Here is a 14,039-nt window from a genome sequence, read left to right on the forward strand (position 1 = left end):
TTCTCCAACCTCAAGCGCCACTCAAGGTCGAACGCGGTACTTCTTCACCCGCTTGAACGGTTCGTAGTCCCGCGTGCCCTTCGCGAACTGCGTCACGATGACCAGGACCGGACGGTTGCCGAATACCTTGACCCGGATCGTCCCGCTCTTGGCCTTGCGGACCTTGCAGTAGCTGGCCTCACCGGCCGCCGAGGACTGCAGCGGACGGCAGCGCACCTTCGTGCGGATCTTCTGACCCTGCTTGGTCTTCGTCGCGGGCAGCACGCTCGGGTCGGGTGGCAGTTTGTCGGCCGTCTGCGGCGCACGCTCGACGCGCACGGAATCGGTGGCCTTGTTGTTCGACGGGTCGGTGTCCTCGATGGGTGAGGTGACCTCCGCCGGGTTCACGACCTGCGGGAAGGCGCCGCTGACCACGTCCACCCGGATGCTGAACTGCGCACTCTGACCGACGAGCAAGCCGGCCGGCAACTCGCAGACCACCGTCTGGCCACTGGCGGTGCACGCCCACCCGTCGCCGGTGGCGGACACGAACGCGTTGCCCTTGGGTAGCGTGTCCGTCACACGGATCGGGCCGGGATTGTCCGACGGGCCGTTGTTGGCGACGAGCACGTTCCACGTGCCCTGCCTGCCGATCTTCCACGGCCCGCCGGTGTGGGTCTTCGTGATCGCGAGGTCCGCCTTGGCGACCACGTCAACGGTCGACGTCGCGGGCTCCGGCTGCACCTCTTGGGGGGAAGTCGTCGTCACAGTGGCGGTGTTCTTCAGGGTCGTGCCACCGGGTACCGACTTGTCGACATCCGCGGTGATCACGATGTCGGAGGGGGACGCCGAAACCGGGAAGTTGGCGCGGGTGCAGGTCACGACGCTGCCCGCCCCGACGTCGCAGGTCCAGCCCGGTCCGGTGGCAGACGTGGCGCGCAGACCGGCTTCGAGCTGGTCGACCACTTGGACGTTCTTGGCCTTGGCCGGTCCGGCGTTGGTGACGGTGATCGTGAATTCGGTGCTACGTCCGGCCGTGACCGGGTTCGCGCCGGTGGTCTTCTTGCTGATCCCGAGCTGGACGTCGGCCACCACCGGATCCTCGACGGTCGACGTGTTGTTCCCCGGGTTCGGGTCCTCCGTGGTCGGCGTCACCGTCGCGCTGTTGACCGCGGTGTCGCCGGGGCTCTCGAGGACGTCGACGGTGACATTGATGAGCGGCGCCTGCTCGTTGGGCGCGAGATCCGTCTCGAGGACGCAGGTCAGCGTGTCGGTCTCGCCACTGGTCGGGCTGCAGTCCCATGCTCCGGCGTCGATGGCGGCGATCGACAAACCGGCCGGCAGCGTGTCCACCACAGTGATGTCCTTCACCGACACCGACGGCCCGAGGTTCGTCACGGTGAGCGTGTAGGTGACCTGACCGCCGACCACGTAGGGCTGTGTCCGTGTCTTGACGATCGACACGTCGGCCAGCGGTCGGGCCGTGACCTCGTCGGTGGCGGTGTTGTTCTCGGGGTCGGGGTCGTACGTGCTGCCCCCGACCTCGGCGGTGTTCTCAAGAAGCCCGGTGGTGGCCGGGTCCACCCAGACCGTCAGTACCAGGTCCTCGAGGCTGGCGTCCTTGGCCAGCGTCGCCGCGGGGTTGGTGCAGGTGACGACCTGTCCGACGGCGTTGCAGGACCAGTCCCCGGCGTCGTGTCCGCGGTACTCCACGCCGGTGGGCAGCGTGTCGGTGATCGTGAACGGTCCAACGCTGGTGTCGGGGCCGTTGTTCGTGGCCTTGAGGATCCACTCGAACTCGGTGCCCGGCACGACCTCGTCGGGATCGATCCCCGGGTTCAGGTTGTCGTGGGTCTTCGTCAACGCCAGATCCGCCGACGCGATCTGCGTGTACGCGTCGTCCGGCTCGGAAGTCCCGGTTCCCCAGCCCTGTCCGGCGGGGCCCAGCGTCCATGTGGTCAGCGCCGAGTTGGTGTGACGGGTGCCGATACCCACCCCGGGATCGTCGACCACGCCCTGCCCGGGGATCGCTTGGAAGGTCAGGGTCAGGGTCTTGCCGGTCGGCAGGTCCGCGATGTCGTTCCACGCGATGTTCGGCGCTGTCCCAGTGGGTTCCTTGCCGGCGGGGGTCCCGCCGGTGACGACCCATTGCGCCGAGTCGGCCTTGTACGACCAGTTCGGTGGCAAGGTGTCGGCCACGTCGACCCCGTAGGCGGTCGTGCCCGAGGCGTTCGTGACCACGATGGTCCAGGTGTACGGCTCGCTGATGTAGGCCAGCGGGGCCGAGGCGTCCTTGGCGATCGTCAGGGACGGCAGGACCGGCGTGACCCTGGCGGTGTCGCTGATCGGCCCGTACTTGCGCCCCTGCTCGTCCGGCAGGCTGAAGTACTCGGTGACGGTCGCGGTGTTCGTCTGGTCGCCGCTCGCGGGTGCCTTGAGCCGCGCGGTGAACGACAGTGTCTTGTCGGCACCCGGTGCCAGTGACGTGATCGACCACGTGATCGTGCTGCCGCTGACCTGGCCGCCGTCGGACGGGCTGCCGACGACCTCGATGCCGGCGGGGATGTCGTCGGTGACAGTGATGCTGTTCGCGGTGCTCACGTTCTCGCCGGAGGCGTTGGAGACCTTGAGCGTGTAGGTGAACTCCTGGCCTGGGGTTGCCGTGATGGCGTCCTCGGCATCGACCTTCTTCACGATCGACAGCGACGGCTCGATGATCCCGACGGTGTCGGACACCGGAACGGTCTTGTTGGGCAACGCCTCGAAGCCGGCGATCGTGGTGGGCTGGGGGTCCACCGCTGTCGAGCTCCAGTACGGCGTGGCGCTGTTGGTCAACGTCGCGCCCGCGATGTTGCCGGGCAGGTCGGCGACGACCGCGGTGTAGGTGATGGTCAGCAGACGGTCACGGGCGTCCGAGGGCACGTCGCCGAAGGACCATCCGATCTTCTGGCCCGACGGGGTCAGGGCGCTGCCGCCCACCGGGGGCGCGCACGGCGAGTCATCGGGGTACGAGCACGTGACGCTGACCTCCTGCGCCGAGGTTGGATCCACACCGGTGGGCAGGGTGTCGATGATGCCCAGCGAGTAGTAGTCCACGTCGGCGTACAAGGTCCCACTCAGCACAGAGGTGAACGTCTGCCCGATGGTGGCCTTGTCGGGCGTGGTGTCCTTGTCCGGCGCGAGTCGCGGGCTGGTGATGGTGGCGGTGTCGGAGGTCGTGTAGGTCCGCTCGCCTGCGACGGTGCCGGGCATGCTTGTTCCGGTCAGGGTGGCCGTGTTCTCGTAGTCCTGCGCCGAGGGAACACTGCCGACGAGTTTGGCCGTGTACTCCAGGGTGAAGGTCTCGTCGGCATCGATCTTGGAATCGTCCACGGTCAGCCGGATCCCTGTGTTGGCGCATGTCGGGCTGCCTACTTCAGTCGCGGTGGTACCGGCGGGCGCGGTGATGCCGGTGATGTCCAGCGGGGCAGGCAGACAGTCGATCAACTCGGGGTTGTGCAGTTTCGACCACCCGGCGGCATTGCCGATCACCACGGTGTAGGTGACCTCTTCACCTGCGCTCTGCAGTTGCGTCGGGCTGGCGGCCTTCGTCACCGACGGGTTCGGCTGGACGATACTGACGTTCTTGCTGCCCGACTTCGTGATCGCCGTTCCGGTGTCGACCGCTGGGTAGCTGGTGAACCTGGCGGTGTTCGATTTGGGCACACCGGTTCCGGGCGCGGGCGGCACGAGGCAAGGAGCCGCGGCACAGGTCACGGCGCTCGGCTGAACCTTGGCGGTCACCTTGACGTTGACGAGCTGGTCGGTCGTGGTGTCGTTCTCGTAGGTCTGGGGAAAGACCAGCTCCCCCTTGGGATTGGTGGCCAGGTCCGTGTCGAACGTGAACCCGCCCGGTAGTGCCCCGCCATCGAGGTCGGCGCTGTCGATCGAGATGAGCGCGACCCCGGATGGGATGACGTCGTCCCTCAGGACACCGCGGTACACGGTGGTTCCGGCGGGAATCTTGGCCGTGTAGGTGTACTGGATCGTCTCACCGATCGTGGCCTGTCCGGTCAGGTTGTTTCCGGTCTCGTTGACCGAGGTTGAGGCAACCTTCGTGACGGTCACATCCTGCGTGATCACCCACGACGGGTCTTTCGCCTCGGGTGCGTCCCAGTCGGCCTCGGGAACGGTGGTGTCGATGTTGTTCTCGGGGTAATACGTCGCCACCACGTCCGTGACATCCGTGAAGGCATCCATGCTGCGCACGTACGCGGTGTTGTCGAACCGCGCGCTCACGCTCGTGGGATCGGGGATGTCCATGTCGTACAGGACCGACAGGGTCTCGTCGGGCGCGATCGCGTAGACGGCGGTGTTGTCCGGCGTCGGGAAGGTCCACTTGATGTAGGCGCTGGCGCTCTGGCCGTTGACCGGTGGGGTGACGCACTGCGCGATGCCGCCCGGCAGGGGCTGCGCTGCACCGCCACTGGTCGGGATGTAGCGGAAGTTGTCGACGGCCGTGCATGCGATCCCGGGGGGAAGCACGTCCCAGGTCTGCACCCCTCGCACCGAGTACTCGATGTCGGGATCGTCGGGGAAGCCGTCGTTCTTGATGTCCACCTGGAAGGTCGCGGTCGAGCCCTGCCGCACGACTTTTCCGTCAGCAGGTGGGTTGAACGTGGCGGCCGGGTTCGAGGTGGCGGCGACCCCCTTCTTGATGGTGAGGTTCGGCGGCGGGGCGAGGCTGAAGTTCTCCTCGTCACGGAACGACTGCGCCTCACCGGCCGTATTGACCGTGCGCATCTTCATGAGGTTGCCGGTGAGCTCCGGGGCGTCGTCGCCGGCCGGCTGCAGCACCCGTGCGGCGAAGACCACTTCGAAGGTCTCATCCGGGTCGACGAATCCGCCGGTGCCCAGGGTCCACTTCAGGGGTCCGGAGTCGTCGAAGGTGAACGGGGTGGTGTTGTTGCCGGTTGCCGTTGCGCTGCCCGCGACGTACTCGGTTCCCGTCGGCACGAAGTCTCCGACGATGGCGTCCTTGGTCGAGATCGACGGGAAGTCCACCCGCAGTTTGAAGCAGAGGATGTCGCCCTTGCGGAAGGTGCTCTGGGCGTCGGTGAAGTCGGCCGACTGCCCGTACGCGTCGCCGACAGCGGGGTCGCAGTCCATGCCTTGCACACCCGGGTTCGCAGGCCGCGGTTTCATCTGCTTGTCGAGGCTCGGCTGGGCGCTGGTGAGCCCGTCCTGCGAGGCGTCGGTGACCTGCTGGGTGCCGGACTCGATCGGCACGACGTCCGGGACGGGGGTGGTGTCGCCGATCAGGGTGGCGGTGTTCTCGAAACTGTCGCCAGCGACTGTCGGTGCGCCGGTCGCACGGTAGGTGGTGAGCATGCGTGCGGGGAGGGTCACGGTGGTCCGTTTGTTGTTCGAGACCGTTACCGGGTCCAGGTCGATGTCATAGCGCTTCTCGGCGGCGTTCCAGGTCACCGAGGCGTAGTCGAGCGGGCCGGCCGTCCCGCCGTCCGTGCTGACAGTCGGCCCGGCTGTTCCTGCTGCGCACCCGGCCTGGCCGGAGTAGCTGTCCGTGAGGCTCAGCGGGCAGAAGCCGTCCGGCAACCGGTCGGTGAGGACGATTCCGGATCCGTCCATGTACTCACTGGCGTCGATCTCGAAGTTGAAGGTGACGATGTCGCCGGGCACGAACGTGCTCTTGTTCGCACGCTTGCGCATGCGGATGTCCTCGATCTGCACCGACTCCGTGTCGGTGACCGTGACCTGCTGCTCCGGGGAACCGGTGAAGTAGCCGGTGCCCTCGACGTGGTTGGTCAGACTGCGCTCGATCAGGCCCTCACGCGTAGAGGCGCCGGTGGTGTTGTTGTCGAGGTTCGAGCCCTGCTCGCCGGTCGTCGGCGGGGTCTGGCCCTCCCACGTCATGGTGTTCTCCTGCAGCGGGATTCCAGCCACGTACTTGATCTCGTAGTCCTCGTCAGGAGCAAGGGTTCCGACGGTCCAGGTGACGGCTGTGTAGACGCCGGTGAGGCTGCCGGGGTTCTCGACGGTCTCCACGCTGTCCGGGGTGGGGCAGGGGATGGGGTCGATGGCGGGCACACCCAGAGGTCCGGAGTTCGGGTACTCCTCGGTGACCACCTGCGAGTTGTCCACGTTGCCGCACCCCAGGAACTCCAGGCCGGCGGGGATGTAGTCGGTGATCGTGATGTCCTCGGTAGCGACGACCTTGTTGTTTCGTACGCGCAACGTGTAGACGGTGCGCTGGTCGTGGACACCACGCAGGAGCTCGCCCTCTAGGCTGGGCTCCTCCTTCTCGATCACGAAGGGATCGCGCGTGGTGGTGGCAGTGTCGCTGGCCTGGCTGGTCGCGTTGATGGGCGCGCCGTTCGCATCGAACTTCGGCACGGTGCGTTCGTTGCTCTGGCCCGCGACCGTGGCGGAGTTGGTGTCGACCGGCACGATGGTGTCCGGTAGAGGTGTCACCCGCTTGGCGGTGAAGGAAAGGGTGAAGTCGGAGTTCGCCTGCAGGTCGGTGACGTTGGTCCATGCCAGTACCTGCTGGCCACTGCCGTTGGTCGTGATCGTCGGCTCGCCGGCTGACGCGGGGCTGGTTGGGGCCTTGTACTCGAACCCCGGCGGAAGGACGTCGGAGAACCCGACGTTGTACAGCGGGTCCGGACCGGCGTTGGCGGCGGTCAGTTCGTAGGGGATGTCGTCGCCGAGCAGGACGGATGCCGGTGCCGTCTTGTTCAATGTGAGGGTGGAGTCAGCGGCCGCCGGGGTCGTCGCCACCGCCGTGAGGCCACCGACAAGTACTGCCAGCGCGCCGAACGCGCCCAACCATCTCTTCGCCATTCGAGTCCCCAGGCCTTCCGATACGAGCGCCCTCATTATTCCGGGTCGCGCTGTCCCGCGTCAAGTAGTTGGCAGGATCTTGTTGGTTTCGAATGTGGGGATGGTGGGGTCGGCCAGGCCCAGGTGCACCTCCTGTGGCCGGTTCCAGGCGATGGCTTCGTGGGGTCTGACGGTGTTGTACTCGGTCCTGTAGTCCTCAGCCCGTTCAGCGAGCATGACCGCGTCGGTGATCTCGTCGAGGTACAGCCGTTCGTATTTCAAGGTCCCGAAACCACGCTCGCGGGAGCCGTTCTGCCCCGGTGACTTCACGCGGGTCCGGACGTGGGCCAGTTCGGGGTGGGTCGCGATGAACGACTCGAAAGCGAATGATCGGAACGGCCCGCCGTTGTCGGTCACGATGGTGAGCACCGGCTTGAGTGCACCGGTGTTCGGGTCGACCGGGCAGGTATCGACCAGCCGGTGGCCGAACAGCCTTTCGTAGTCGGCCAGCGCGATCTGGACAGCCTCGATCGCGTCGTACTTGTTCGCGGTCGGCGACACATGAAACGGGTACTCGAACTTGGAGAAGTAGTCCCGGCAGCCAGCCAGCCGCCAGGTGCCACCGGTGGTGGTCTCGAACTCCGAGAAGTCCAGCTGCCACACCTGATTCGGTCCGGTCGGGTCGTGCGCGAACGCGGCCTTGCGCCGTTGCGCCAGGTCGCGGCGTTCCTTCTGATAGGCCACCGGCAGGATCAAGGCCTCATCGCGCAGCAACCGCAGCACGGTGGCCTGAGACACGACGTGACCGTCGTGACGGGTCATCGCCCAGATCTTGCGATGACCCCACCCGGGATGGGCCAGGGCATGCTTGATCACCGGTTGGCGTGCTGCCTCCCGGGCAGGGCGCGGCCAGGGCCCCTTCCCACAGGCCCCGCAACGGGCTTTGGCCTGCCAGCGCCGCCAGGTGCGTTCGGGCATGTCGAACAGTTCGCAGAACCTCGCGGTCGACATGCCCGCCTGCACGCGGATCACCTCGAGGTCCTCGAAGGGCCCAACCGGCCCTCCGCGGACTTCTTCCACACCCGGATCTCCACCGCGGCCTCACCGAGCGCCTGGGTCAGCTCGGCCACCTCGGCCTCCAGCTGGGCCTCCCGGCTCGACGGGCCAGACTTGCCCGCTGCCAGCGCGGTCTTACCGGCCTCCAGGAACTCGGCCTTCCACCGGCCAATCGACTGCTCCGACACCTTCTCCCGCCGGGCGGCCTCGGCAATACTCATCTCCCCGGCCAGCACGCTCAACACGATCCGGGTCTTCTTCTCAACAGGAATCGATGGGGGTCTTCCCATGCTCAGAACACTCCTTCAGGACTGACATAAACGTCCTGCCACTAAGTCTGACGCGCGACAGCGGTCGGCCTTTGCCGCCTGAATGAGTCGAGTGGTCTCGATCTCAGTTGCGCCTGACCCCCAGGGATGGATCGCCCGGTGTGCACCCCGGGGGCTGGGAATTCCCGCTGATCGTGAAGTCGCCGCAGGTGAAGATGAGTTCCTGCGCGCTGCCGATCCCGTAGGCGACCACGACGACCACCGCCACCGCCGTGATCACTGCGCCACGCTCGCGCCAGGTCGCATCCTCGGCGAGGTCGGGGGCGGCGAACCGGATCAGGATGGCGGCCATGGCGGGGGCCCCGACGAGGGTGACCAGCGTGCCGAACCAGGCCAACTCCGGGCGTGAACCGGGGGCGAACTCGATCGCGAGCAGCAGCCACAGGGTCGGGGTCAGCAACCCGAGCGCCCACCAGCCGACGCTTCGGCGCACGGCCCCTGAGACCACCACGAGCACGAAGGCCGCCGTCGCGACGGCCCACAGGCTGAGCAGTTGCGGGAAGAAGACCGTGCCCCAGGCGCCGAGCGTGAACGCGGGCCACCAGGCGATCGAGCTGAACGCGACGACGCCGACACCGGCCAGACGCAGGCTCGGTGTGGTGGGCATCGAGGTCTCATCCATCACGGTGAGACTACCCGGGTCGCAACGGCGCCGGGCTCGTGCCGACGTTGATCGTCGAGCCCTTACCGGTTTCGGGGTCAGGAACGCATAGCCCCGCAAGAACCGATGCGGCGATGGTGGATGGGTCAGCCGGAAAGGCCTTCCCCGCGCCAGTGGCCTGCCCATAGACTCCCCGTCCATGGGAGGAAAACTGATCATCGTCGGGGTGGCCGCTGGACTGGTGCTTTCGGGCCTGGCTAGCGCGGCGCACGCAAGTGATGACGTGACTGTTTCGGACACGCGCGTGATCGCCGCCAGGGCCGACTTGGACGCCAGCCCGTCGCCGGCGGTGTACCTCGACGCGCACGGGCAGTTGTTCGGGCTCCCAGGCATCCGCATCGACGACCCGAACGCGAACCTCGACAGCACGTTTCAGGGCCAGTTCTTCGAATCCCAGTCCGGGACCTGGCTCTCGGTCGTGGCCCTGAACCGCTCGACCCTGAAGCCGGTCTACGCGAAGAACTACTCCTGTCCCCAGGTGGTGGGGCAGAAGCGTTACGACGCCGGTGAGAAGGCCGCCGCGCCCTGCATCGCTGCGGTGCAGAAGGACTTCACAGACAACAAGCTCAACGAGAAACACCTTGTGGTCGCGACGAACTTCGGTGAGTACGGCAACGAGCAGGCGCCCTACGGGGTCGTCAAGGCGCTCAAGCCCATCGGCGTGGACCGTGCGTGGTGGTGGGCTGACGAAACCGGGTTGACGCCGGGCACCTTCAGCGCTGTCGGGGTGCCGGGCTCGAAGCCCGGAGACGCACACCAGGTGAACGGCAATCCGTGGGAGAAGGACACCCTGGCGGTCCGGACGATGCTGGTCCGCAACACCCGTGGCCTGTACGACGTGATGCCCAACGACCGCATCTCCTTCGTGACAGACGCCAAGGCGTCGGATGCAGACACACATGTCGTCCGCATCGATGAGAAGCCCTACAAACAGAAGGTCTCGGGCGGCGGTTATCACGTCGTGTGGATGAACCGGGCTGCTGCCGGACCGGCGCAGTTCGACGTCCAGCAGGACTTCTTCGCCACGCAGGACAAGGGCCGCTCGGAAGTGCAGCGCATGAACGACCGGATAAGGGACATCGCAGGCCATCAGGCGCTCGGCTTCGTGGTGTCGGTGGGGCAACCGCTGCCCAAGGACCTCGACTACCTCACTGCCATCGCCCTGGACGACCTGGTGGATGCTCTCGAGTGGCTCGGCGCCACGCGTAACGGTGCGTACGGCCCGTTGGACCGCAAGACCGCCCGCGGTCAGTCCTACTCCCTCGTCGGGTGGGGTGCCGGACCGGGCGTGGAGAGCACCCACCAGACCAAGCCGGCGCTGGCAGGCGCACCGAAGAGCAGCGCGTGCGCGAAGGCGAAGAAGCGCGCGAAGACGCCGAAGGCCAAGAAGCGCGCGCGCACACTCTGCAAGAAGGCTTCCTCTGTGCAGGGTGAGACCCGTCTGAAGGCACTGCCCCGTGCATTGCGCGAGGCAGAGAACAACGCCGGCATCGCTGGCTGGCTGAGCCGCGACAACCAGTGGCGGTACGCCCCGACCGTGACCCTCGACGGGGACGTCGACCCGGACATGCCGGCGGTGACGGTCCTGTACTCCGAGCCCGGAGCGTGGCCCGGTGATGACGACGATGCGTTCACCCGCGCCCTCGCCGATCTTGGCAGGAAGGCCAACCTCGGCCAGGATCCGCGGGCCCAGTACTGGACGCAGGCCTACAGTGCCGAGTACTGGAGCAACCGCCTCGATGATGTCCGGCAGGCCAAGTACCAGCAGACGCCGTTCTACTCGGCGAAGGTCTTCGAGTCGGCGCAGGACCAACTGGTCAAGGAGATCAAGTGGGTCCGCGAGACCTACGGTTACTACGCGCGTCTGGCCAAGCCCTACGAGTCCGCCGGACTGCAGACCTGGGCGAAGATGACCGCGGTCGCCGACAGCATCGACAAGAGCCTGGAGGTCCCGAACGCGCAGAAGGTCGCCGCGAACGTGCTGACCATCACCCGCGCCGCGGCCGAACTGGCGGGCGAGCTCCCGGGCGTAGGAAAGGCCGTGAGCGTGGCGATGGCCTCGTTCGACCTCGCGGCGGAGGTCGCCGAGGTGGGGGCGGGGGAGGGCCTCGACGACGACTACAGCGCGAAGGTCGCCGAGTTGGGGGAGAAGACCGCCGACCGGCTCGACGAGGCCACGACCACCGTCGGTACGACGTTCCCCCGCATCGTGGTGTCCGACTACGCGAAGCTCAAGCGCGTGGGGCAGTGCGCCGGCACGTCCGACGCCTGCAAGGACGTCAACGACTGGCAACTCACCCCGGAGGGGCTGAAGGAGACCAGCGAGCAGTTCCGCACGTCGATGTCGGTGATGTTCTACCAGTCCCTGATGCCGGCCAAGTACCGCGTGTTCTACATGGGCGCCGGCCCGCGCACGCAGGTCAACAGCGCGATCTGCGCGCTGAACCTCAAGGACATCGTGAACGGTTTCAAGCCGTGGAAGGATGCGCCGGCGCGGGCTTCTGTGCCGGTCCGCCGGTACGCGTCGAACCTCGCGAACGACGAGGGCCTCTACAACATCCTGGCCTTCGGGGAGACGAAGAACGACTACAAGTTGTTCAACGAGTTGTCCTACCCGTCAGCAGGTTCCCTGGCGCCGCTGTTCGGCACGGGCAAGGAGCAGCTGGGCGTCGATCCCGAGGGCTTCGTCCGCGCGGCCTGGAGCGAGTGGGCCAACGGGAACAGGTGGTGTGTGTGGGACAAGAACTCCGCATCAGCCACGCGGGACACTGTTGTGCCGCCCGCGCAGAAGGAGAGCCTCGGCCACGGCTTCTTCAAGGACGTCAAGGCGCGCGTCGTCAATGACACCGGTCACACGATCTGGGTGGCGAAGTACCTCGAGGTGGACGACAAACGCAACTGGCAGGAACTCGGCCATGGCGAGCACTTCGACGTCAGCAGTGACGGCTGGCTGCCCACGATGGTCCGGGTCGGGGTGATGTTCGAGAACCCGGCGATCAGGAATCCCGCGGAATGGCAGGACGAGTTGCAGTTCATCAATCCCATCGGTACCGCGTACGTGTGGCACGAGCGCACCGACGCGTGGTCGCACTTCTGGCCCATGGATGAGAAGGTCGCCCGCGGATCGAGTGGGTGGAAGGACTTCTCGTATCAGAGCAACGGGTATCCCTACAACCTGTGGATGAAGCGCGACAACGACGACCCGTACTACAAGTACTTCACCGTGGCGTTCAGCCTGCGGCCCAGCTCACCGCTGCCCCCACCGGGCCCGCCGTGGGAGTGACCCCTGGGTAGGCGTCGGGCCCGCGGGGCGGTGACCCCGTGGGTAGGCGTCGGGCCCGCCGGACGGTCGGTTCTCCGGTAGCCGTCGGGTAAACCGGCGGTGAATGGAGGATGATGCAGGCATGCGGGTGCCGGTGCTGGAGTGGATCAGGTCCTATCCGGCCCGCTGTCTCGGCGCCGACATCATGGCCGGTGTCGTGGTGGCCGCACTGGCGATGCCGCAGTCCCTGGGTTACGCGGGGATCGCAGGAGTGCCGGTCCTGGTCGGGCTCTATTCGATCCCGCTGGCGCTGATCGCGTACGCGGTTTTCGGTTCGTCGCCGCGCTTGGTGGTCGGGCCGGTGTCCACGGTGTCGGTGTTGTCAGGATCGCTGGTGGCCGATCTGTCCGGCGGAGATCCGGCCCAGGCGGTCGCGATGACCTCGGCCTTGGCACTGTCTGCCGGGGCCGTGCTCATACTCGGCGGCTTGCTCAAACTGGGCTGGGCCGCCGAGTTCATGTCGCGTCCGATCGTCACGGGTTTCGTGTTCGGGTTGGTTCTCTTGATCGTCGTGGGCGAGATCCCCAACCTGCTCGGGATGCCCGTGGAACAGGGGGACGTGTTCCGGCGGCTGTGGTCGATCGTCACATCGTTGGGCGAGATCGACCCGCTGACCGCCGCGGTGGGTCTGACCGCGCTGGCGATCCTGTTCCTCGGGGCGAGGTTCCTGCCGCGGGTCCCGTGGGGCCTGCTGGTGCTCATCGGGGCTATCGCCTTGTCCGGCCTGTGGGACCTCGCCGCGCGGGGCGTGCGGACCGTGGGTGAGGTGCCGACGGGCCTGCCGCCGATCGGACTTCCGGGGATCGCTATCAGTGACCTCGGTCCGGTCGTCACCGGCGGTATCGCCCTGGCGATGGTGGGGCTGGCCGAGGGCCTGTCGGCCGCGCGTCTGCTCGCGGCCAACGGTGGCTACCGCGTGGACACCGATCAGGAACTCGTCGCCACCGGCGCGGCGAACCTTGGGTCGGGTGTCTTCGGCGGGATGGGTGTGGCCGGTTCGCTGTCGAAGACCGCGGCGGCCGAGCGGGCCGGCTCGAAGACCCAGATCACGGGGGTCGCGGCGGCGGTCATCGTGCTGCTCGCGATCGTGTCCGTGGCCGGGGCTCTGGCCCCGCTGCCCAAGGCGGCTCTGTCGGCGATCGTCATCCAGGCGGTGTGGGGACTCATGGATGTCGGTGCGCTGCGTCGCTACCGGCAGGTCCGGCGCAATGACTTCACCTCGTCACTGGCCGCCCTGGTCGGGGTGCTGCTGTTCGGTCCGTTGTACGGCCTGCTGACCGCGATCGGTCTAGCGGTGCTCGGGCTGGTCTACCGGTCCAGCCAGATCGACATGGAGATCATGGGCAAGGTCCCAGATGAGAAGGCCGCCTGGGGGAGCATCCGCAACCACCCCGAGCGCAAGACCTACGACGGCGTGATCGTGATCCGGCTGGACGCGCCGCTGTTCTGGGCCAATGCGGCACCGATCACCGAGGGGGTCCTGGAGCAGGTCCGGCAGGCCGGCGGCATCACCGCGGTCCTGCTCGACCTCGAGGCCACCAGCCAACTGGACACGACGAGTGTGGACGCGCTCGAACTCATCCGCGACCGGCTGCTGGAACAGGGCATCGAGTTGTACCTCGTGCGCGTGTTCTACCAGGCCCGCCAGGTGCTGTCCCGCTCCGGGTTCATCGAGACCCTGGGCGAGGGCCGGATGTACCACTCCATCTCCGCGGGCGTGCGGGCAGCGCGCAAGGACCTGGGAATCGACGGCAAGTCGCACCCGCAGGTGACCGACGAGGATGAACTCGAGGAGCGCATCGCCACTGAGCGGGAGACCCCAGGTGGCTACTCCGACATCGTGCAGGAGCCACGCCACTGGTGGCAGTGA

The 14,039-nt window shown here is 67.0% G+C and carries 6 protein-coding genes; 2 read left to right on the forward strand and 4 right to left on the reverse strand.

Annotated elements, in window-relative coordinates; translation table 11 throughout:
• Positions 1-21 precede the first annotated feature (21 nt).
• The 4 genes from IPG68_11890 to IPG68_11905 all read right to left on the reverse strand — a co-directional run bounded on the left by IPG68_11890 (position 22) and on the right by IPG68_11905 (position 8,808).
• On the reverse strand, positions 22-6,822 hold the full coding sequence (locus IPG68_11890; protein MBK6763912.1) for a DUF11 domain-containing protein: 6,801 nt from the start codon (positions 6,820-6,822) through the stop codon (positions 22-24).
• 60 nt (positions 6,823-6,882) lie between these two features.
• Positions 6,883-7,833, reverse strand: a complete 951-nt coding sequence (locus IPG68_11895; protein ID MBK6763913.1) for a transposase — start codon at positions 7,831-7,833, stop codon at positions 6,883-6,885.
• Positions 7,830-8,147, reverse strand: coding sequence for a helix-turn-helix domain-containing protein (locus IPG68_11900; protein MBK6763914.1), 318 nt, complete (start codon positions 8,145-8,147; stop codon positions 7,830-7,832). Before IPG68_11900 ends, IPG68_11895 begins: the two co-directional genes overlap by 4 nt.
• 103 nt (positions 8,148-8,250) lie before the next feature.
• On the reverse strand, positions 8,251-8,808 hold the full coding sequence (locus tag IPG68_11905; protein ID MBK6763915.1) for a hypothetical protein: 558 nt from the start codon (positions 8,806-8,808) through the stop codon (positions 8,251-8,253).
• A gap of 178 nt (positions 8,809-8,986) precedes the next feature.
• Here IPG68_11905 and IPG68_11910 point away from each other — a divergent pair, with 178 nt between their 5' ends.
• Both IPG68_11910 and IPG68_11915 read left to right on the forward strand, forming a co-directional pair.
• Positions 8,987-12,130: a hypothetical protein gene (locus IPG68_11910; GenBank protein ID MBK6763916.1), complete on the forward strand. Its 3,144-nt coding sequence runs from the start codon at positions 8,987-8,989 to the stop codon at positions 12,128-12,130.
• A gap of 103 nt (positions 12,131-12,233) precedes the next feature.
• Positions 12,234-14,039, forward strand: a complete 1,806-nt coding sequence (locus IPG68_11915) for a SulP family inorganic anion transporter (protein ID MBK6763917.1) — start codon at positions 12,234-12,236, stop codon at positions 14,037-14,039.

The sequence above is a fragment of the Micrococcales bacterium genome (assembly GCA_016703125.1).
Lineage (GTDB): Bacteria > Actinomycetota > Actinomycetes > S36-B12 > UBA10799 > JADKAV01.